Source organism: Haloarchaeobius sp. FL176, from assembly GCF_024609245.1.
In the GTDB taxonomy this organism is placed as follows: domain Archaea; phylum Halobacteriota; class Halobacteria; order Halobacteriales; family Natrialbaceae; genus Haloarchaeobius.
The window spans coordinates 72,411-90,831 of sequence record NZ_JANJYH010000011.1 but is presented as its reverse complement, the minus strand read 5'-3'; the positions used below and the strand labels follow the sequence as shown (position 1 = coordinate 90,831).

Genomic DNA, 18,421 nt, shown 5'->3' with positions numbered 1-18,421 from the left:
TCACCCGTCGAGAGAGCCATGCGGCGCACGCACGTCTCCGGGAGGACAGACACTGACGACGATGGAGAACTCGTCGGCGAGGGGGACCCTCACGCACAGGCGATGCAGGCGTTCCGGAACGTCGAGTCGGCACTGGCGGAGGCCGAGACATCCCTCGCCGATGTCGTCCGGACGCGGCTGTTCGTCGCCGACGCCGACGACGTGCAACAGCTCAGCGACGAACGGGAACGCGGCGAGGAACAGGACGAGCCCAGTCGGCGACAGCAACCGCTGGACAGTCCTCTCGAGCGTCTGATTGATTCCTGTCTTAGAGCAAAGAGAGTGATGAAATTACCCGGTTCAGTCCACGAAGCGGTAGACGCGCCCCCGGAACGTCGCGACCCGCTCGCCCCCGTCAGTGACGGGTATCTGGTACTCCGCGGTCCGCCCCGCCATGTGGGTCTCCCGGGCCTCGGCGCGGAGCGTGTCGCCGACCTCGACGGCGTCGAGGTAGCTCATGTTGGTCTCCAGCGCGACGGCCGTCGTCCCGTGTGAGTTCGAGGCGGCGGCGAAGGCGGCGTCCGCGAGTGAGTACACCGCACCGCCGTGTGGCGTTCCGTGGAAGTTGAGCATGTCCTCGGTGATGGTCAGCTCCAGCGTGGCCGTTCCCGGGCCGAGGTCCACGAGTTCGATGCCGAGCTTCTCGCAGAACGGGTCGGACTCGATGCGCTCCCGGACCTCCTCGGCGACCGGCTCCTCGTTCCCACTGGCGTCGTCAGCCTCCTCGGGGTCGTCACTCATGGGCGGCCACCTCCTCGACGCGCCCGCCGTTGACGAACAGCTCCTCGGGTGGGTCGCGTCCCTCGGGGTAGTCCTCGTGGTACTCCATCAGCTGGAACAGCGTTCCCGTGGGGTTCCGGGGCGAGACGAACGCCTCGGTCCAGGTGTCGAACTCGGCGCGGTCGACGACGCTGAGCCCACCGGCTTCGAGGGAGTCCGCGACGGTGTCCAGGTCCGCGACTTCCAGAGTGACGTGGTGGAGTCCGGGTCCGTTCTCCGCGAGGAACCTCGTGAGGAAGCTGTCGTCCTCGATGGGCTCGATGAGCTCGACCCGCGAGGCGTCACCGAGACGGTAGTAGACCCACCGAAAGCGGTCCTCGACGGTCTCGTCGTTCATCTTCTCACAGCCGAGCGCGAGCAGGACTGGTTCGGCGTCGGCCACCGACTCGACGGCGATGCCGACGTGGTCGACCCGGATGGGGACGTCGTGTGCCATGTGGTCGGGACGCACGTAGGGCGGCGACATACCAATTCGGGTGTCGGCAGGCGTCCGGGTCAGTCGAGCCAGTCCCGCAGCACCGCACCGAAGCCGGCCGCACCGATAGCGAAGGAGACGATACCGCCGACGCCGGTAAGAACGAGGAGACCGTTCAGGGCCGCCGCGATGAGGAGCGGGACGAGCCACTCGTCCGGGTCGGGCTTGACCAGTCGCTCGGCGATGGCGAGGTAGCCGATGGCTGCGCCGACTGCCCAGACGAGGCTCGCGACAAGAGCGAGCGGGATGGCGAGCACGATTCCGATGATGGTGACTGCGAGCAGGACGGTGACGACGACGAGTCCGACGAGCAGGACGAGCCCGTAGCCGAACGAGCCGACCGCGTCCTCGCGGACCGTGTCCATCATCCGACGGGTGTAGTCCGGCGCGAGCGCGACCATGATCGCGCCGACGACGAGCGTCGTCAGGAACGCCGACCCCGCCGAACTACCGAGGTTGACCGCGACGTCGATGCCGTTCGGGTCGGGGTCGAATCCCGGCTGGAGGACGATGCTGCTCACTGTGCCTATCATACGATACACACGCCGCCGCGGCGGAAAAAGGTTCCAGTCGCTGCGGTCGTGGGCGGGCGGACCCCGCGGCTCCCCTCAGGCGTGGTGCTCGATGCGGCGTCGGAGCTCCGACCGAATGCTGTCCGTGTCGCTGTCGTCGAACCGGAAGCTGTCCCGGGACTCGTCGGTTTCGGCCATCTCGGAGAGCAGCCCGCCGCGACGGTCGATTTCGAGGTGGACCTGCACCTCCTCGGCGGTCGGCGCGCAGATGAGCTCCAGCTCGTCGAGGTCGCCCGTGAACGGCCCGGAGCGTGGTCGGAACTCGAACTCCTGGGCGAACGGGTGAGAGTGGCCGAACCGGGTGCGTTCGACCTCGGAGCTGTGGAAGCCGAAGCCGAGGTCCTCGACGGCCTCGAAGAGCGCGGCCATGCGCTCGTCCGGCTGGACCTCGATGTGGTCCTTGTCCTTCGGGTCGAGTGCCCAGTCGATGTCGAGGCCGGTCTTGAGCCAGACCTTCACCCCGCCCCTGGTGAGCGGGGTCCCGTACGGGACGGTGAACTCGACCGGAATCTCCCGGCGCTCGCCCTCACCGATGGTGAACGAATCGGCGACGGTGAACCGCTCGAACACCGACTGCTCGTACCCCTCCTCGCCGCGGTAGCGGGTGACGAACGCGAAGTTGAGCTGTTCGATCTCCTGCTCGGAGGAGCCACCCTCGACTTCGACGGTCGCCTCGACGGTCTCCCCGGGGACGAACGAGCTGTCGGGGAGGATGGTGTCGACGGTTGCGGAGCCGATGCCGACGCTAGAGAGCACGCGTTTCATGTTTCGACCAACTATCTCCTTGCAACATAAGCTTTGTTCGAACCGTGTGGAATGACAGCAGAGACCGGGGCCTGCCCGTAGTTTGATAAGCCTACTGGCGGTAGGACCGTGCATGTACGAACGCTCGTTCATGGAGGGAACGCGGGGAACCCAGGCTGTCGACTGGGAGGAACGCATCGACGTGAAGCGGCTCCGCGAGGAGCGGTACGCGAAGGCGCTCGCCCGTCTCGAAGAGTCGGAGATGAGCTCGATGCTGCTGGTCTCGGACCCGAACATCCGCTACGTCACCGGCCTGGCGATGACCGGTGGCTCCGGCGCGGACCACTACACCCTGCTCACCGAGGACGGCGACATCGTCCACTGGGACACCGCCGACCACGCGAGCAACCAGCGATTCAACTGTCCGTGGCTCGACGACATCCGGTACGCCTGCCCCGGTCTCGGCAACGTCCCGCGGGCGTCCGGCCGGGACTCGGCCCGGAGCTGGCTGAAGCAGAAGATGGCCGACCTCGTCTACGAGGCGATGGAGGAGTACGGCGTCCACAAGGAGCCGATGGGCCTCGACGTGGGCAACATGGGCCTCATCGACGCGTTCGAGAACGACGGCGTCGATGTCAGAACGAAAGAGTGCGTCGACCTGATGCACGACGCCCGGAAGATCAAGACCGAAGACGAGATCGAGTGCCTCCGCATGGTCGCGGCCATCTGCGAGGCGGGCTTCCAGCAGCTCGTCGAGAACGCCGCGCCGGGCAAGCGCGAGTCTGAGGTCTGGGGCGACGCGGTCCGCGAGATATGGCGCCACGGCGCGATGGCCCAGGGCGGCTACGTCACGAGCGGCCCGAACACCTGGCCGAAGCACCAGGCGAACACGACCGACCGGATGATGCGGCCGGGCGACATCGTCTACGCCGACTTCTACAACATCGGCTACCTCGGCTACCGCTCGTGCTACTACCGCACTTTCTCCCTGGGCGAGCCGACGCAGGCCCAGCAGGACGCCTACGAGACCGCCGTTGACAACCTCTACGACGTGCTCGACCGCATCGAGCCCGGCGCGACCACCGACGAGATCTGCAAGGGCTTCCCCGATATGGAGGGCGAGCACGCCGACTGGTACGGCGCGACCGACCACTGGCAGATGACCACAAACCACTGGGCGCACGGGCTGGGGCTCCAGCTCTACGAGGAGCCGCTCATCTGGCGTGGCCTCTCGCCCGACCATCCCATCGAGATCGAGGAGGGCATGACGATGGCCGTCGAGACGATGGAGCCCGCCGACCGCCAGGGCGTCCGCGTCGAGGAGATGGTCGTCGTCCGCGAGGACGGCGTCGAGATCCTGAGCCAGTGGCCCGTCGAGGAGATCACGCAGATCGACTACTGACGGCTCAGAGCAGCTTCAGGTAGATGTTCTCGTCGTGGGGCTCGCCGCCGACGGTCGTCGTGGCGCGCTGGACGAGCTCGAACCCGAGCGAGCGGTAGAACTCGTTGCCGGGCTCGTTCGCCGCGAGCACCATCGCCTCGACGCGCTCGATGCCGCGGGTGCCGAAGTCGTCGATGGCGTACTCGACGAGCGCACGGCCGACCCCCTCGCCTCGATACTCCGGATCGACGTAGACGCGAAGCAGCGTTCCGGTGGCCTCGTCGACGACCCCGTGGACGAAGCCGATTACCGAGCCGGTCCTGTCCTCGTCGGCGTCCTCGCAGGCGACGATGAGACCCGTGTCGGCAGCGACGGCGTCCAGTTCGAGGCGGTCGGCGTCGTACCACTCCGTGACCGCCTCGCGGGTTGATTCGCGAGTCAGGATGTCCGGATAGTCGTGCTCCCAGGACCGCTCCGCGACGCCGATGATCTCCGGTACGTCGTCAGTGGCCGCGTGGCGGAAGTCCATGGTAACATGTGACGTGGTCGTGGGGCATTACTGTTCCCCCGGCACCCCTACTCGCTGTCCCCGACGCGCCACCCATGCGGCGACTCGTTGAGCCGCTCGCAGCCGTCCTCGGTGACGACGACGAGGTCCTCGATGCGCACGCCGAACTCGCCGTCGAGGTAGACACCGGGCTCGACCGAGAACACCATCCCCGGCTCCAGTTCCGTCCCGTTCCCGTCGACGATGTACGGCGGCTCGTGGACGTCGAGGCCGACACCGTGGCCGGTGCGGTGGACGAACCGCTCGCCGTAGCCGGCGTCCTCGATGACCTCGCGAGCCGCGCGGTCGACGGACTCGGCGGTGACGCCGGGTTCGACGGCCGAGACGCCCGCCTCCAGCGCCTCGCGGACCGTCCCGTGCACTTCCGCAAACCGCTCGGGGGGCTCGCCGGCGAACACGACGGTCCGGGTCTGGTCGCCGGGGTAACCGTCGACGTACGCGCCGAAGTCCAGTACGACGGGGTCGCCCCGTTCTATCTCCCGGTCGCCGTGGGTGTGGTGGGGCATCGCCCCGTTCGGTCCCGAGCCGGCGATGACGTCGAACGAGACCGATTCACCGCCGCCCGAGACCAGCCGCGACTCGATTTCGGCGGCCAGTTCGGCCTCGGTCCAGCCGACCACTTCCTCGCCCAGCTCTCGTAGTGCGACGCTGACCTCGTCCGCGAGTTGGCCGGCTCGCCGCAGGGCGTCGAGCTCGGCCTCGTCCTTGCGGACCCGCAGCTCGTCGAACACCACGCTGGCGAGGCCGAACGAGGCGTCCGGAAGCGCGGCTTCGAGGTCCTGCGTGAACAGCGCCCACATCGTGTCGTCGACGAGCACGTGGCCGTCGGCCGGGACTGAGAGGTCGGCAACCACGTCCTCGACGGCCGCCACCGGGTCCTCGCCGTCGCTCCAGGTCCGCACGTCCTCGACCCAGCTCTCGGACTCGACCTGCGAGCCGTAGAGGTCGGGGACGAGGAAGGTCGGGTCGCCTTCCGCGGGCACGAACAGGAACAGGTGCCGCTCCTGTGGCTCCTCGTCGAAGCCGGTCGCGTAGAACAGGTTCCGGCTCGGGAACAGCACGGCGAGGTCCCCCGCACCGTCTCGGAGCCGCTGCTGACAGGCCCGGGTGCGTCGCTCGAAGGCGGTTTCGGTCATGGCTCGGGTTTCGGACGCGGGGGTCAAGTAGGCTAGTGGGTTCGGGCACAGCGACTGGTCACGCACCACGAGGAGCGCGGGTCACTGCCGATTGCCGAATCGTTTTGACGCAGCCCGCGGAATCCAACGGGTATGAAGCTGGGAACCGGCCTGTTCACCTGCCAACGCCGCCCAGACGACGACCGTTCGACGACGGATATCTACGACGAGATGCTCGAGCTCTCGCGGACGGCCGACGACGCGGGCCTGGACAGCATCTGGGTGTCCGAGCACCACTTCACCGAGGACGAGTACCTGCCGGGAACGATGCCGTCGCTCGCGGCCATCGCGGCGGAGACCGACGAGATAGAGCTCGGCACCTGCATCGCGCTCGCACCGCTGTACGACGGCGTCCGGCTCGCGGAGGACACCGCGACTCTCGACCATCTCTCGCACGACCGGATGACGCTCGGGCTGGCCATCGGCTCCAACCCGGGCGAGTTCGAGGCCTTCGGTGTCCCCCAGGACGAACGTGTCGAGCGGCTGTCGGACCAGGTCGACCTGCTGCGGGCGGCGTGGTCCGAAGGTCCCCTCGACTACGACGCCGAGTTCCACGACATCGACCCCGACGTGTCGGTCACGCCGAAGCCCGTCGACAACGACGTGCCCATCATGCTCGGCGGCGGGGCCAAGCCGGCCGTCTGTCGGGCCGCTCGCACCGCCGACGCGTGGTGTGCACCGTCCAAACTCTCCATCGGCGGCCTGCGGAAGCGCATCGAGGACATCCGGACCGTCCGCGAGAAGGAAGAGATCGACGGTGATTTCGATGTCTACATCATCCGCCACGGGTTCGTCGGCGACTCCCGCGAGGACGCGTGGGAGACGATGAAGCCCGGCTACTTCTACATCCAGCGGCGCTACGCCGAGCTCTTCTCCGGGGAGACTGTCGACGAGCTGCCCGGGGAACGCAAAGAAGAGCTGAAGCAGCAGGCCATCTTCGGCACGCCCGAGCAGGTCGTCGCCGACCTGAAGCGCTACCGCGACGCGCTCGGCGACGACGTGCACGTCATCTTCCGCACCTACCACCCCGGCATCGGGACGGAGACGATGGCGGAGTGCATCGAGCGACTCGGGAACGAGGTCGCACCGGAACTGCGTTGACATCGGGGAAGGGGCCGTCTCAGGCCGACTCGGGCACCGTGAACTCGAAGTGGTAGTCGCCGTCTCTCGCGACTTCGAGCAGTTCCTCGACGAGTGCGGTCTTCCCGCGCGAGTAGTCGCCGAGGTCGTTCGTCTCGTCGGCGAGCCGCCGTTTCACCGCCCCGTACTCGTCGCGCAGGTCGTCGCGTTCCCGGAGTACGTCCCGCGTGGCGACGCTGACCTTCCAGCCGTCGTCCGACTCGGCGAAGACGTGGACGTTGAACCGCTGTCCGTCCTCTCGACGAGGCACGACGTTCCAGCCGTCGTGGTTGTCGTAGCGCGTGCCGCCGAGACGGTCGACGATGACCGCCGCGGCCTCGCGGACCGTTCCATCCTCGACGACCACGTCGAGGTCGACGATGTCCTTCGCGGCGAGGCCGGGGACGGCCGTGGAACCGACGTGCTCGATGCGACGGAGGCTGTCCGCGAGGCCGGCGGCTTCGAGCGCGTCCTGCACCTGCTTGCGCTGGGACTCGTACCGTTCGACCCACGTCTCGTGACGGGAATCGACGAGTTCGATGGGGTCGTCGTGGAGATCGACCATTAGTAGGCGGAGTCGAGCGGGACAGTTCAAACTTCGGGGTCAGTGCTACCGCTTGTCTTCCACCATCGCTACAACGGTGCAGGGTCAAGGGTCACCATGGGTTTCCACACGTTCCCGATCGACCGCGCCGACGCACTCGAGGACCCCTCACGCTACCGCTACTGCTCCCGCGAGGAGCTGGTCGCCGCGCTCGACCTCGACGGGACCGAGGCCGTCGCCGACCTCGGTTCGGGTACCGGCTTCTACACGGACGACGTGGCGGCGTTCGCCGACCGGATGTACGCGGTGGACGTGCAGGCGGAGATGCACGACATCTACAGCGAGAAGGGGATGCCCGACAACGTCGAACCGGTGACGGCACCCGTCGACGACTTGCCGTTCGACGACGGTGCGCTCGAGGCCGCGTTCTCGACGATGACGTACCACGAGTTCGCCGGCGAGGGCGCGCTCGAGGAACTGCATCGAGTGCTCGTGCCGGGCGGGCGCCTCGTCACCGTGGACTGGACCGCGACGGGCGAGGGGGAGTCGGGACCGCCACGTACGGAGCGGTACGACCTGTCCGAGGCGATTTCACACCACGAGGCGGGGGGGTTCGTCGTCGAGCGGGCCGACGAACGTCCGGAGACGATGCTCGTCGTCGCCACCAGGAACTGAACGAACGTCCACTTCTGAGCCTAGTATGTGTTTAAGGAATATGTGTGCGTCTGTAGAGTATGCGTGTGTTACAGCATAACACTTTACCTTGTGGAATTGTACCATACAACTACGATGGTACGAACCGACCCATACACACCGAGCCGGACCGAGTACGAGTGCGTCCGCTGTGGCGCACGACTCGAATCGGCCAGTGCGACCTGCGACAGCCCGCTGTGTGACGGCGCGGTCCGCAACGTCGCCGTCTCACGGGAGTAGTACAGCCCGCTGCCAGCACCGTTCCCAACGCGACAGACGCCACTCGATTCCGTTCTCGCGGCCCTTCTGGGGTCGCGCTCGCTTTCTGCACTACGCAGAGCGTTCCGTAGAACGGTTAGACTATACGAGGGAGAATCCAGCGCACTGACACATCTGGCGATGTCGGCTGGTCGACCGCGGACAGCGTGGCCGGCCTCATCGCACCCGCGGCCGGCATCGGTCAGCGAGTCAGAAGTCGGGCAGGTCCTCGGGTGGCTCGTAGTCGGCCTCCCAGTCGATGTACTCCTCTTTCAGCACCTCGCAGACGATCTGCCCCAGCTCGGTCAGTCCGGCGTTGATGCCCGAGACGGTCCCCCAGGAGTCGAGTTCCGTGTGGTACGTCCGCTCCTTCCAGTCCTCGGGGATACCCGGTGCGTGGTAGCCGACGCGGTCCGCGAAGTCGTCCCAGAAGAAGTCGAACTCCCCGAACAGCTCCATCTCGCCGGCGATGCGGAACTGCTCCTCGCTCATGTCGGCGTGATCGGCCCACTCCTCGAACGCCCGCTCCCACGCGCCGTCGTGCAGGAACGCCTCAAGCTCCTCACGGCGGTAGTCGGCGTCCGCGGCGACCGAGGCGTCCTCGTACTCGTTCGGGTCGACGTACTCGAGTTCGGGCGGCGCAGGCGCGTCGACGTCAAGTCCCATGCGGATCCGTAGGGCACGCCGTCCGATAAGGGTGCAGGTCCGGGGCTGGACCCGCCGTCGAGGAACCGCGGTCACAGGCTCCCGTCGTCAGCGGCCTCCCGAACCGCGGCCGCCCGGTCGTGGATGGCTGCGAGTTCGTCCTCATCCTTGTTGTCGAGGTGATGGTAGACGAGCCCCATCCGACCGGTCGCCCGGAGCTGCTCCTCGTGGCGGTCCAGGAACTCCCAGTAGAGCGCGTTGAACGGACAGGCGTCCGCGCCGGTCGTCTCGTCGGGGTCGTAGCGACAGCCGTCGCAGTGGTCGCTCATCTTCTCGACGTAGTTCGCCGAGGAGACGTACGGCTTGGTCGACATGGCGTCCGTCCCGAAGCTCCCCATCCCCACGACGTTCGGCGTCGTCACCCAGTGGTAGGCGTCGACGAACCCGAGGTGGAACCAGCGGTTCAGTTCGGCGGGGTCGACCCCGAGCAGCGTGGCGAAGTTCGACAGCACCATCAGCCGCTCGATGTGGTGGGCGTAGCCACGCTCCCGAACGTGGCCGACGCACGCCTCGAGACAGCGCATCTCGGTCTCGCCCGACCAGTACGCGTCGGGGAGTGGCCGGTCGTGGCCAAGCTGGTTCGCGTCGGCCATCGCGGGCATCTCGCGGCGGTAGACGTGTCTGGTGAACTCGCGCCAGCCCAGCAGCTGGCGCACGAAGCCCTCGACGCTCGGGAGCGGGGCGTCGCCGGCCTCGTACGCGTCGATTGCCGCCTCGATACACTCCTCGGGGCGGAGCAGGCCGAGGTTGAGCGCGGGCGACAGCAGCGCGTGGTTCAGCGACCACGACCGCTCGACCATCGCGTCCTGATACGGCCCGAACGTCGGCAGCCGGTCGGTGACGAACGCGTCGAGGGCTTCGAGGGCGGCCTCGCGAGTCACCGGCCAGCGGAACTGCGCAGTCTCACCGTCCGGCCACGATTCGAACGTCTCGTCGACCCAGTCGACGACCGCCCGCGTCGTCTCGTCCGGCTCGAACACCGGTGGGTCGGGGAAGCGGACCTCGGGGCGGGGGAACTCGCGGTTCTCGTCGTCGAAGTTCCACTCCCCGCCTTCGGGCCCGTCGTCGCCGTCCATCAGGTACCCAGTCCGACGGCGCTGCCAGCGGTAGAACGACTCGTGGACCGGCTCGTCGTCGCCCGCCCAGTCGTCGAAGGCGTCGGGGGAACAGCAGAACAGGTCGTTCTCGACCAGCGTCAGCTCCGCGTCGACCCCCGTCTCCGCGGCCGCCTCAGCGACGACGTCACCGAGGCGCTCGCCCGCGCCGTGGCTCGGCGGCCGCATCGCGACGAGCCGGTCGGGGGCCTGGTCGGCCAGATGGCCAGCGACACCCTCGCGGAACGTCTCGACCTGACGGTAGTCGACGACGTGACCGGCCTCGCGGAGCCGGTCGCGGAAGTGACGCATCGCACTGAACACCAGCACGAGCTTCTGTGGATGGTACGGCAGTTTGCGTGCGAACTCGCGTGCCTCGACGAGCAGCACCGGCTCCTCGCCGGGTTCTACGTCAGCCAGCGGTCCGGCGTCGGCCGCGAGTTGGTCGCCCAGCACCCAGACGGTCATACCCCTGCTTGGAGCGGGGGCGGGAAAAGCGCGGTTCCGAACGACGAGCAGTCAGGCTCGCGTCAGTGCGTAAAACACGACTGCCAGCCCGGCGATGTCGACCAGCTGGCGAACGATCGAGAGCCCGAGGTCGAGCTCCGGCGAGGTCCCGCCCGGCAGGAGGAGCAGGAAGTGGACGGTGCCCAGCAGCGCGATGCCAACGGCGAGGGCGCGCATCGCACGACTCCCGTTCCGGAGGTACCCGCGGTAGGCCTGATAGACGACCAGCAGGCTGACGACGACCCCGACCGCCGCCACCACCGACCGAACGACGACCGGGTCCATCAGTGCGACACCTCCGGCTCGCGGTTGCCGTGACGTTCGTTCGTTGCTGTGGTTGGTCCGGTCATGATCAGTCACCCGCGTAGATGGCGTAGAGTACGATGCAGAGGCCTGCCAGCCGCGTCGCCGCCGCGACGGTGCTCGTCGTGTCTGCCTGGTACTGGAGCGTCGACAGCGCGAGGTTCAGCAGCTTCGGGACGGCGACGACGGTGAACAGTCCCGCGCTGAGCGCCAGTAGCCGGGTGCTGTGGGTGCGCTGGTAGCCCCTGTACGTCCGGTAGGCGATGACGCCAGCTAACGCGATGGAGACGAAGACCCCGACGAACAGCGCGAGGACCAGTATCGCCGGACCGCCTGTAGTGGTGACGCCTTGCATCTATCTCAGCTCCTCGAACAGGTCGGTGAACCGGTCGGCCGGGTCGGTCTGGTGCTCGAGCTCTACCTCGAAACCGTCCTCGTCGAGTTCGATGGTCACCCGCTGCAGGTTCGCCTCGAACACCTCGTAGTGATGCCCGTCGGGGTCGAGCTCTTGGTCCGACGTCACGAGGTCGTGCTCGCGGAGTCTGTCGATGCGTCGGTAGATGGTGGGGGGCGACGCATCGCAGTGTTCCGCCAGCTCGTTCGCGGACATCGGTCGGGAACTCGTCTGGATGAGGATGGTGCGGGCGTACTCGTCCTCGAGCAAACCCGCGACGTCTACGAGCACCTCATCACTCATCAGCCCGGTTTTCGCCCGACCATCTTATAAAACGAACCAAACTTTCACGGCTTGAAGTAGAACCGCTGTTTATACAACCTCTGACTGACACGAAGCGAACACGATGCCCGCTATCGAAACGACCGCCCTGACCAAACGCTTCGGTGACGTCCTCGCCGTCGACGAGCTGGACCTCACCGTCCGAGAGGGAGAGATTTTCGGCTTCCTCGGCCCGAACGGTGCCGGCAAGTCGACGACAATCAACATGCTGCTGGACTTCCACCGGCCGACCAGCGGCTCGGCGACCGTCCTCGGCCTCGACGCCCAGGACGAGATCGGCGAGATCCGCAAGCGCGTCGGTGTCCTTCCCGAAGGCCTCGAACTGTACGACCGACTCACCGCGCGTGAGCACCTCCAGCTCTGCGTCGAGATGAAGGACGCTCCGGAGGAACCGATGGCCGTCCTCGAACGCGTCGGACTCAGCGAGGAGGCCGACCGGAAGGCCGGCGGCTTCTCGACTGGAATGTCCCAGCGCCTCGCGCTCGGGATGGCGCTGGTCGGCGAGCCGGACCTCATCATCCTCGACGAGCCCTCCTCCGGGCTGGACCCCAACGGTATCCAGCACATGCGCGAACTCCTCCGCGAGGAGGCCGCGAACGGGACGACCGTGTTCTTCTCCTCGCACATCCTGAGCGAGGTCGAGGCGGTCTGTGACCGCGTCGGTATCATGAGCCAGGGCGAACTCGTCACCGTCGACAGCATCGACAACCTGCGCGAGCGCTCCGGCGACGCCGGCGAGGTCGAGCTCACCGTCGAGACCGTTCCGGACGACCTCGGGCTGAAGATGATGGACGACGTCAGCGACATCGAGATCGACGGCGACGAAATCCGCGCCTACTGCCACAACGGCGAGGCCAAGATGAACGTCATCCGGCACGTCGACCGCGCCGCGACCGTGACGAACGTCGTCGCAACCGAGACCTCGCTGGAGGAGCTGTTCAACAAGTACACCGGCGGCGGCCGTGACGGGCTCGACGACGACACCCGCGAGCTCGCCGAGGAACGCGAGCAGCCCCAGGAGGTGGCACAATGAGCCTGCAGGCGGTCGTCAAGAAGGACATCCTCGACGTACGCCGGGCGAAGCTCGTCTGGGGGGTCGGCCTGCTGTACACGCTGTTCGCGGGGCTCTCGTTCTGGGGCATCGGTTCGAGCAGCGACACCGACATCTACAACGCGCTGTTCTCCATGGCAGGAATCGGCGTCCTCATCATCCCGCTGGTCGCGCTGGTCGCGGCCTACCTCTCGGTCGCCGGTGAACGCGAGACAGGGAACCTGAAGTTCCTGCTCTCGTACCCGAACAGCCGCCGTGACGTGGTGATCGGGAAGTTCATCGCGCGGTCGGCCATCGTGGTCGCCGCCATCATCTTCGCGTTCGTCGTCGGCCTCGGGATGGCGTTCTACTACTTCCCCTCCGTCGAACTGCCGAACTACGTCGGCTTCGTCGGCCTCACGCTCGTCTACGCGCTGAGCTACGTCGCCATCGCGGTCGGCATCTCCGCCGCGACGAGTACCCGGTCCCGCGCGATGGGGGCGGCCATCGGGTCGTGGTTCGTCCTCAACGTGTTCTGGAACTTCCTGCCCATCCAGCCCGCGACCGTCATCGAGTTCGTCGCGGACAAGCTCGGCACGAGCGTCTCGCAGAACTTCAAGGACCTCGTCTGGGTGCTGAGCCCGACCGGTTCGTACTTCAACTCGCTCTCCCTCGTCTTCCCCGACCGCATCAACGGCGCTCAGGGCGGCGGAGGCGTGGGCGACCCGTTCTACCTCCAGCCCGAGTTCATGTTCGTCATCCTCGCGCTCTGGATCGTCGTCCCGCTCGCGCTGGGCTACTGGCGGTTCGAGCGCGCCGACCTCGGCTGAGAACCGTTCACAGACGCACCGAACGCTTTTTCTCCTCCCTGTCGACGCATCGGCCATGCAGGAGTTCGTCACGCCGCCACCCGTCGAGCGAGGGGATTCGGTGGCTGTGGTCGCACCGGCCTCGAACGTCCCGCCCGAGCTCTCGCACGTCTACGAGCTGGGCCTCGAACGGCTGCGCGAGACATTCGACCTCGAGCCCGTCGAGTACCCGACCGCGACGAAGGACCCGGAGTGGCTGGCCGAACACCCCGAGGAACGTGCACAGGACGTGATGGACGCCTTCGAGGACCCCGACATCTCGGCCGTCATCACCAACATCGGGGGCAACGACCAGATCCGGGTCCTCCCCCATCTCGACCCCGATGTCCTCAGGGAACACCCGACCCGATTCTACGGCTGGTCCGACAACACGAACCTCGCGTGCTACCTCTGGAACCAGGGTATCGTCTCGTACTACGGCGGCTCGACGCTGCTGGAGTACGCGATGGACGCCGAGATGTTCGACTACTCCGTCGAGTACATCGGCCGCGCGCTGTTCGAGGAGTCAATCGGCGAGTGGGAGGAAGCGGACTGCTTCACCGACCAGGCCGGCGACTGGGCGGAGCCCCGGAGTCTCGACTACCACCGTGACATCGAGCCGGCCGACGGCCGCACCTGGGCCGGCGGTGAGGGGCCGGTCGAGGGTCGCATCTGGGGCGGCTGCTTCGAGGTGCTCGACCAGTGGTTCGTCCACGACGAGTGGCTGCCCGACCCCGCGGACCTCGAGGGCTGCGTGTTCGCCATGGAGACCAGCGAGGAGCTTCCCCACCCCGGCATGGTCAAGGGGTGGCTCCAGGCGCTCGGCGAAGCCGGCTATCTGGATGCGTTCGACGGTGTGCTCGTCGGTCGGCCGGCCGCCCGGAACCACACGCCCGCCGGCGACACCCCTGCCCACGAGCGGGAGACGTTCCGCGAGCAGCACCGCGAGGTCGTCGAGTCGGTGGTCGCCGAGTACAACCCCGAGGCACCCGTGGTCATGGACTGTGAGTTCGGCCACACCTATCCGACGTGCCCGCTGCCAATCGGTGGCGAGGTCCGTATCGAGCCCGAGACCGAGACGCTGATGCTCCGGTAATCATGTCCGACGACGGCCCCAGCGTCGGAGACGCCTACGACGAGCTTGCAGAGGGCTACGCAGCAGACGTGCGTTCGAACGCCTACAACGCCCACCTGGAGTTCCCCGCCACGTCCTCGATGATACCCGACGTGGACGGGCAGCGAGTCCTCGACGCCGGCTGTGGCACCGGCGTCTACACCGAGCTCCTGCTCGACCACGGTGCCGACGTCGTCGGGCTCGACGCCAGCGAGGAGATGCTGGCCCACGCCCGCGATGCGGTCGGCGACCGCGCCGAGCTCCGTCAGGCAGACCTCGGCGAGCCGCTCGACTTCGATGACGACGCCTTCGACGGAGTCGTGAGCGCACTCGCGCTCGGCTACGTGGCTGACTGGGAGTCGCTGTTCGCGGAGTTCGCCCGCGTGCTCCGCCCCGGCGGCTTCGTGGTGTTCTCGACCGGTCACCCGCTCGACCAGTTCCCGCTGGACGAGGGCGGTGAGCCGGTCGCCGCGGAGAACTACTTCGAGGTCGAGCGGCTGACGAAGGAGTGGGACGTGCCGGTGTCGTACTACCGTCGGCCGTTCTCGGCGGTCGTGAACCCGCTGCTGGAGAACGGCTTCCGGCTCGAGACGGTCGTCGAACCGCAGCCGACGGAGGGGTTCCGGGAGCAGCTCCCGGAGCGCTGCGAGAAGGAGTCTCGATATCCGGTGTTCCTCTGCGTGCGGGCGCGGCTGGACTGACCCTACTCCTCGCCGTTCATGGCGGCCTCGTAGAGCTCCTGTCCACGTTCAGTATCGACTGTCAGCTCCGGGACCGGCGTCGGCTCGTCGTCCTCGTCGATGGCGACGAACACCATGTACGACTCTGTCGTCAGCTCCGTCTCGCCGGTGTGGGGATGCTCCCGGAACACGCGGACGCGGGTCTTCACGCTCGTCCGGCCGGCGTCGAACACGTACGCCCTGACCAGTGCGATGTCGGCCTGCGGGATGGGTCGCCGGAAGTTCGTCTGGTCCATGCGGGCCGTGACGCAGGTCTCGCCGGCGAAGCGCATCGCCGCCATCGCGGCAACCTCGTCCATCCACTTCATCACGTTCCCACCGTGGGCCGCGCCGAGATTGTTCGCGTCGTTCGGGTTGACGATGACCCGGTTCTCGACGTAGGTGTCGGTCAGACTGGGCATGGCTGCCAGTTCCCGTCCCCGGTGGAATAGCCTACCGGGTTCGGTCGGCCTTCGATGCGCGTTTCGAGGGTCCGCGCGCTCCTCACGACGGCGACACGGGTGCTCCGCTGAGCCGGCGACTCGACCGCACCGAGTTCGCTCGAACTGCCGCAGCACCGGTGTGTCGGATGCGAACGCGCTCCGACAACCGTTTACCGCCCGAGCCAGAAGCGAGTGGCAATGAGCGACTCAGCCGCCCCTCCATCGCCGGAGCCGCCCGACCCGCCGGGCGACGGTGAGGGGTCCGTCACCGTCCTCGGGACGGCTCACGTGTCAGAGCGGAGCGTCGAGGAGGTCCGCGAGACCGTCGCCGAGGAGCAGCCCGACGTCGTCGCCGTGGAGCTCGACGAGGACCGGTACCGACAGATGCGCGGGGAGACGCCAGACGACATCGAGCCCCGCGACCTCCTCGAGGGCAACACCGTCTTCCAGTTCATCGCCTACTGGATGCTCTCGTACGTCCAGACGCGGATGGGCGACCAGTTCGACATCGAGCCCGGGGCGGACATGCTGGCGGCGGTCGAAGCCGCCGAGGAGCACGGCCTCGGCGTCTCGCTGGTCGACCGGGACATCCAGGTGACCATCCAGCGGTTCTGGCGACGGATGACCGCACTCGAGAAGGTGAAGATGATGTCGGGGCTCATCTTCGGCGTCGCGGACGCGCTCGTCGTCGGCGTCACCGTCGGGCTGTTCGCGGGGCTGTTCCTCGGGCCCCTGGCCGGCTTCGCCGTCCCCGCGGTGTTCGGCGTCGGGACGACGACCGTCCAGTCCGTCGCGGGCGGGAGTCTCGTCGGCCTGCTCGCGGGCTACCTGCTCTGGGAGGGCGGGATGCGGACGATGCGCGAGGACCAGTCCATCGTGCTCGGCGCAATCGGCGGTGCGACAGTCGGCGCGGGCGTCGCTGCCAGCGGTGTCACCGCGCCGTACGTCGCCACCGTCCTCGGCGGCGGCCTCGGTGTCTCCTTCGCCGCCGGGCTGCTCGGCGGCATCCTCGCCGGCGTCGGCGTCGGTGCCGTCCTCGGGCTCCTGCTCGCCGTCGCCGGCTTCGACGCCGACGAGGCCGAGGAGTACGAGGAGTTCGACATCGACGACCTCACCGACGCCGACGTGGTGACGGCGATGATGGAGGAGTTCCGCCGGTTCTCCCCCGGTGGCGCGCAGGCGCTCATCGACGAGCGCGACGCGTACATCGCGCACAACCTCGTCACGCTCCGGAACCAGGGCTACTCGGTCGTCGCAGTCGTCGGCGCGGGCCACCGCGAAGGCATCGAACGCTACCTCGACAACCCCGACACGCTCCCGCCGATGGCGTCGCTTCAGGGCACCCAGAAGCAGCGCCGGTTCTCCGTCATGAAGGTGCTCGTCTACCTGCTGACCGTCGGCTACATCGCCTTTTTCTTCCTGCTCGTGATGGCCGGCGTGAACGACCTGTTCCTGCTGAAGCTGTTCGCGGCGTGGTTCCTCTACAACGGCATCTTCGCCTTCGGCCTCGCCAAGCTCGCCGGCGCACGCTGGACGAGCGCGGGCGTCGGCGGGGCCATCGCCTGGCTCACCAGCCTCAATCCGGTTCTCGCACCCGGCTGGTTCGCGGGCTACATGGAGCTCCGGAAGGACCCGGTGAACGTCGGGGACATCGCCACGCTCAACCAGATTCTCGGCGACGAGGAGAGCCCGCTCGCGGACGTCGTCCGGCGGATGTTCGAGGTGCCGCTGTTCAAGCTCATCATGGTCGTCGCCGCGACGAACATCGGGAGCGTCGTCGCGAGCTTCAGCTTCCCGCTCGTCGTGCTCCCGTGGCTCGCGCCAGACGAGATCGACACCGTCAACGAGCTGATGGACGTACTGCTGCGTGGCGCCGAGAACAGCCTGGACATCATCGTGGGGCTGCTATGAGCACGTCGATGCGGTCAATCAAGGAGACCGAGCTACGCGACCTCGCGGCCGCCTGGCTAGCGCTCTCGGTGGCGTTCGCGCTGCTCTTTTTCCGCGGCGCATTCCAGCCCGGGTCGGCGACGGACTTCTCGCTCCCGTTCGCGATCCTCGTCTGTGCCATCACGGCCGGCGTCGCGTTCCTGCTGCACGAACTCGCCCACAAGTTCACCGCACAGCGCTTCGGCTACCCGGCGGCGTTCAAGGCCGACTACAACATGCTGGTGCTCGCCGTCTTCAGCGCGATGGTCGGGTTCCTGTTCGCGGCACCCGGCGCGGTGTACCACCCGCAGACGACCGAGCGCGAGAGCGGGCTCATCGCGCTGGCCGGGCCGGCAACGAACGTCGCGCTGCTGGCGGTGTTCTTCCCGCTGTACCTGTTCCCTGGCGTCGTCGGCGTCGTCGGCTTCCTCGGCGTCTGGATCAACGCCTTCCTCGCCGGCTTCAACATGATCCCCTACGGCCCGCTCGACGGCAAGAAGGTCTGGAACTGGAGCAAGCCGGTGTTCGTCGCGAGCTTCGCGGTCTGTGGGACGCTGGCGGCGGGTGCGTTCCTCGGATTCCTGCCCTGAGCGTTGGCTACGGATGTCGCGGGTCACGAATGCCGGGGTTTCTTGCGCGTCGGAT

At 67.4% G+C, this 18,421-nt stretch carries 23 protein-coding genes and 1 pseudogene; 11 read left to right on the top strand and 13 right to left on the bottom strand.

All coding sequences use genetic code 11. The features are described from left to right. Nucleotides 1-18: 18 nt before the first annotated feature. A pseudogene (locus NO978_RS20050) lies at nt 19-159 on the top strand (Rid family hydrolase); the annotation flags it as partial. Nucleotides 160-339: 180 nt separating this feature from the next. Here the strand turns inward: NO978_RS20050 and paaI are convergent. The 4 genes from paaI to NO978_RS16780 form a co-directional block, all read right to left on the bottom strand. Beyond that, nucleotides 340-780, bottom strand: a complete 441-nt coding sequence (paaI, locus tag NO978_RS16795; RefSeq protein WP_257300714.1) for a hydroxyphenylacetyl-CoA thioesterase PaaI — start codon at nt 778-780, stop codon at nt 340-342. Further along, nucleotides 773-1,255, bottom strand: a complete 483-nt coding sequence (locus tag NO978_RS16790) for a VOC family protein (protein WP_257300713.1) — start codon at nt 1,253-1,255, stop codon at nt 773-775. The genes paaI and NO978_RS16790 overlap by 8 nt, the downstream gene beginning before the upstream one ends. A gap of 59 nt (nt 1,256-1,314) precedes the next feature. Continuing rightward, on the bottom strand, nt 1,315-1,827 hold the full coding sequence (locus NO978_RS16785; protein ID WP_257300712.1) for a hypothetical protein: 513 nt from the start codon (nt 1,825-1,827) through the stop codon (nt 1,315-1,317). Between the two features lie 75 nt (nt 1,828-1,902). Beyond that, a complete protein-coding gene (locus tag NO978_RS16780) occupies nt 1,903-2,631 on the bottom strand; it encodes a sporulation protein (protein WP_257300711.1) in 729 nt (242 codons plus the stop codon). A 112-nt stretch (nt 2,632-2,743) separates the two neighbouring features. Here NO978_RS16780 and NO978_RS16775 point away from each other — a divergent pair, with 112 nt between their 5' ends. Then, the gene (locus NO978_RS16775; RefSeq protein WP_257300710.1) at nt 2,744-4,012 is read left to right on the top strand and encodes a Xaa-Pro peptidase family protein; all 1,269 of its coding nucleotides are present in this window, start codon (nt 2,744-2,746) and stop codon (nt 4,010-4,012) included. A 4-nt stretch (nt 4,013-4,016) separates the two neighbouring features. On the opposite strand, the gene NO978_RS16770 is transcribed toward NO978_RS16775, so the two are convergent. Together NO978_RS16770 and NO978_RS16765 are read right to left on the bottom strand one after the other, a co-directional pair. Further along, the gene (locus NO978_RS16770; RefSeq protein WP_257300709.1) at nt 4,017-4,520 is read right to left on the bottom strand and encodes a GNAT family N-acetyltransferase; all 504 of its coding nucleotides are present in this window, start codon (nt 4,518-4,520) and stop codon (nt 4,017-4,019) included. A 47-nt stretch (nt 4,521-4,567) separates the two neighbouring features. After that, a complete protein-coding gene (locus tag NO978_RS16765) occupies nt 4,568-5,695 on the bottom strand; it encodes a Xaa-Pro peptidase family protein (RefSeq protein ID WP_257300708.1) in 1,128 nt (375 codons plus the stop codon). 132 nt (nt 5,696-5,827) lie between these two features. On the opposite strand from NO978_RS16765, the gene NO978_RS16760 reads away from it, so the two are divergent. Further along, on the top strand, nt 5,828-6,835 hold the full coding sequence (locus NO978_RS16760) for an LLM class flavin-dependent oxidoreductase (RefSeq protein ID WP_257300707.1): 1,008 nt from the start codon (nt 5,828-5,830) through the stop codon (nt 6,833-6,835). A gap of 19 nt (nt 6,836-6,854) precedes the next feature. On the opposite strand, the gene NO978_RS16755 is transcribed toward NO978_RS16760, so the two are convergent. Then, a complete protein-coding gene (locus NO978_RS16755; protein ID WP_257300706.1) occupies nt 6,855-7,418 on the bottom strand; it encodes a GrpB family protein in 564 nt (187 codons plus the stop codon). Nucleotides 7,419-7,514: 96 nt separating this feature from the next. On the opposite strand from NO978_RS16755, the gene NO978_RS16750 reads away from it, so the two are divergent. Together NO978_RS16750 and NO978_RS16745 are read left to right on the top strand one after the other, a co-directional pair. After that, nucleotides 7,515-8,072: a class I SAM-dependent methyltransferase gene (locus NO978_RS16750; protein ID WP_257300705.1), complete on the top strand. Its 558-nt coding sequence runs from the start codon at nt 7,515-7,517 to the stop codon at nt 8,070-8,072. Between the two features lie 114 nt (nt 8,073-8,186). Beyond that, entirely contained in the window at nt 8,187-8,330 is a 144-nt protein-coding gene (locus NO978_RS16745; protein ID WP_257300704.1) for a rubrerythrin-like domain-containing protein, read from the top strand. A 228-nt stretch (nt 8,331-8,558) separates the two neighbouring features. Here the strand turns inward: NO978_RS16745 and NO978_RS16740 are convergent, their stop codons facing one another. The 5 genes from NO978_RS16740 to NO978_RS16720 form a co-directional block, all read right to left on the bottom strand. Then, entirely contained in the window at nt 8,559-9,014 is a 456-nt protein-coding gene (locus tag NO978_RS16740) for a hypothetical protein (RefSeq protein ID WP_257300703.1), read from the bottom strand. A gap of 71 nt (nt 9,015-9,085) precedes the next feature. Then, nucleotides 9,086-10,615, bottom strand: a complete 1,530-nt coding sequence (locus tag NO978_RS16735) for a cryptochrome/photolyase family protein (RefSeq protein ID WP_257300702.1) — start codon at nt 10,613-10,615, stop codon at nt 9,086-9,088. A 51-nt stretch (nt 10,616-10,666) separates the two neighbouring features. Beyond that, nucleotides 10,667-10,939: a hypothetical protein gene (locus NO978_RS16730; RefSeq protein WP_257300701.1), complete on the bottom strand. Its 273-nt coding sequence runs from the start codon at nt 10,937-10,939 to the stop codon at nt 10,667-10,669. Between the two features lie 67 nt (nt 10,940-11,006). Then, nucleotides 11,007-11,312, bottom strand: a complete 306-nt coding sequence (locus tag NO978_RS16725; protein ID WP_257300700.1) for a hypothetical protein — start codon at nt 11,310-11,312, stop codon at nt 11,007-11,009. Beyond that, on the bottom strand, nt 11,313-11,654 hold the full coding sequence (locus tag NO978_RS16720) for a winged helix-turn-helix domain-containing protein (protein ID WP_257300699.1): 342 nt from the start codon (nt 11,652-11,654) through the stop codon (nt 11,313-11,315). Nucleotides 11,655-11,757: 103 nt separating this feature from the next. On the opposite strand from NO978_RS16720, the gene NO978_RS16715 reads away from it, so the two are divergent. The 4 genes from NO978_RS16715 to NO978_RS16700 are packed head-to-tail and all read left to right on the top strand — an operon-like array spanning nt 11,758 to nt 15,386. Then, complete coding sequence (locus NO978_RS16715; RefSeq protein ID WP_257300698.1) at nt 11,758-12,726, top strand: ABC transporter ATP-binding protein; 969 nt, start codon at nt 11,758-11,760, stop codon at nt 12,724-12,726. After that, complete coding sequence (locus tag NO978_RS16710) at nt 12,723-13,553, top strand: ABC transporter permease (RefSeq protein WP_257300697.1); 831 nt, start codon at nt 12,723-12,725, stop codon at nt 13,551-13,553. Before NO978_RS16715 ends, NO978_RS16710 begins: the two co-directional genes overlap by 4 nt. A gap of 55 nt (nt 13,554-13,608) precedes the next feature. After that, the gene (locus NO978_RS16705; RefSeq protein ID WP_257300696.1) at nt 13,609-14,667 is read left to right on the top strand and encodes a S66 peptidase family protein; all 1,059 of its coding nucleotides are present in this window, start codon (nt 13,609-13,611) and stop codon (nt 14,665-14,667) included. Between the two features lie 2 nt (nt 14,668-14,669). After that, nucleotides 14,670-15,386: a class I SAM-dependent methyltransferase gene (locus tag NO978_RS16700; protein WP_257300695.1), complete on the top strand. Its 717-nt coding sequence runs from the start codon at nt 14,670-14,672 to the stop codon at nt 15,384-15,386. Nucleotides 15,387-15,388: 2 nt separating this feature from the next. On the opposite strand, the gene NO978_RS16695 is transcribed toward NO978_RS16700, so the two are convergent. After that, nucleotides 15,389-15,826, bottom strand: a complete 438-nt coding sequence (locus NO978_RS16695; protein WP_257300694.1) for an acyl-CoA thioesterase — start codon at nt 15,824-15,826, stop codon at nt 15,389-15,391. A 219-nt stretch (nt 15,827-16,045) separates the two neighbouring features. Between NO978_RS16695 and NO978_RS16690 the strand changes: the two genes are divergently transcribed. Beyond that, on the top strand, nt 16,046-17,758 hold the full coding sequence (locus tag NO978_RS16690) for a TraB/GumN family protein (RefSeq protein ID WP_257300693.1): 1,713 nt from the start codon (nt 16,046-16,048) through the stop codon (nt 17,756-17,758). Then, complete coding sequence (locus NO978_RS16685; RefSeq protein WP_257300692.1) at nt 17,755-18,366, top strand: metalloprotease; 612 nt, start codon at nt 17,755-17,757, stop codon at nt 18,364-18,366. Before NO978_RS16690 ends, NO978_RS16685 begins: the two co-directional genes overlap by 4 nt. Nucleotides 18,367-18,421 lie beyond the last annotated feature (55 nt).

Excerpts from the sequence above, each read along its gene's own strand:
- paaI (WP_257300714.1), bottom strand. The coding sequence starts at position 780 with ATGAGTGACGACCCCGAGGAGGCTGACGACGCCAGTGGGAACGAGGAG.
- NO978_RS16790 (WP_257300713.1), bottom strand. The coding sequence starts at position 1,255 with ATGGCACACGACGTCCCCATCCGGGTCGACCACGTCGGCATCGCCGTC.
- NO978_RS16785 (WP_257300712.1), bottom strand. The coding sequence starts at position 1,827 with ATGATAGGCACAGTGAGCAGCATCGTCCTCCAGCCGGGATTCGACCCC.
- NO978_RS16780 (WP_257300711.1), bottom strand. The coding sequence starts at position 2,631 with ATGAAACGCGTGCTCTCTAGCGTCGGCATCGGCTCCGCAACCGTCGAC.
- NO978_RS16775 (WP_257300710.1), top strand. The coding sequence starts at position 2,744 with ATGTACGAACGCTCGTTCATGGAGGGAACGCGGGGAACCCAGGCTGTC.
- NO978_RS16770 (WP_257300709.1), bottom strand. The coding sequence starts at position 4,520 with ATGGACTTCCGCCACGCGGCCACTGACGACGTACCGGAGATCATCGGC.
- NO978_RS16765 (WP_257300708.1), bottom strand. The coding sequence starts at position 5,695 with ATGACCGAAACCGCCTTCGAGCGACGCACCCGGGCCTGTCAGCAGCGG.
- NO978_RS16760 (WP_257300707.1), top strand. The coding sequence starts at position 5,828 with ATGAAGCTGGGAACCGGCCTGTTCACCTGCCAACGCCGCCCAGACGAC.
- NO978_RS16755 (WP_257300706.1), bottom strand. The coding sequence starts at position 7,418 with ATGGTCGATCTCCACGACGACCCCATCGAACTCGTCGATTCCCGTCAC.
- NO978_RS16750 (WP_257300705.1), top strand. The coding sequence starts at position 7,515 with ATGGGTTTCCACACGTTCCCGATCGACCGCGCCGACGCACTCGAGGAC.
- NO978_RS16745 (WP_257300704.1), top strand. The coding sequence starts at position 8,187 with ATGGTACGAACCGACCCATACACACCGAGCCGGACCGAGTACGAGTGC.
- NO978_RS16740 (WP_257300703.1), bottom strand. The coding sequence starts at position 9,014 with ATGGGACTTGACGTCGACGCGCCTGCGCCGCCCGAACTCGAGTACGTC.
- NO978_RS16735 (WP_257300702.1), bottom strand. The coding sequence starts at position 10,615 with ATGACCGTCTGGGTGCTGGGCGACCAACTCGCGGCCGACGCCGGACCG.
- NO978_RS16730 (WP_257300701.1), bottom strand. The coding sequence starts at position 10,939 with ATGGACCCGGTCGTCGTTCGGTCGGTGGTGGCGGCGGTCGGGGTCGTC.
- NO978_RS16725 (WP_257300700.1), bottom strand. The coding sequence starts at position 11,312 with ATGCAAGGCGTCACCACTACAGGCGGTCCGGCGATACTGGTCCTCGCG.
- NO978_RS16720 (WP_257300699.1), bottom strand. The coding sequence starts at position 11,654 with ATGAGTGATGAGGTGCTCGTAGACGTCGCGGGTTTGCTCGAGGACGAG.
- NO978_RS16715 (WP_257300698.1), top strand. The coding sequence starts at position 11,758 with ATGCCCGCTATCGAAACGACCGCCCTGACCAAACGCTTCGGTGACGTC.
- NO978_RS16710 (WP_257300697.1), top strand. The coding sequence starts at position 12,723 with ATGAGCCTGCAGGCGGTCGTCAAGAAGGACATCCTCGACGTACGCCGG.
- NO978_RS16705 (WP_257300696.1), top strand. The coding sequence starts at position 13,609 with ATGCAGGAGTTCGTCACGCCGCCACCCGTCGAGCGAGGGGATTCGGTG.
- NO978_RS16700 (WP_257300695.1), top strand. The coding sequence starts at position 14,670 with ATGTCCGACGACGGCCCCAGCGTCGGAGACGCCTACGACGAGCTTGCA.
- NO978_RS16695 (WP_257300694.1), bottom strand. The coding sequence starts at position 15,826 with ATGCCCAGTCTGACCGACACCTACGTCGAGAACCGGGTCATCGTCAAC.
- NO978_RS16690 (WP_257300693.1), top strand. The coding sequence starts at position 16,046 with ATGAGCGACTCAGCCGCCCCTCCATCGCCGGAGCCGCCCGACCCGCCG.
- NO978_RS16685 (WP_257300692.1), top strand. The coding sequence starts at position 17,755 with ATGAGCACGTCGATGCGGTCAATCAAGGAGACCGAGCTACGCGACCTC.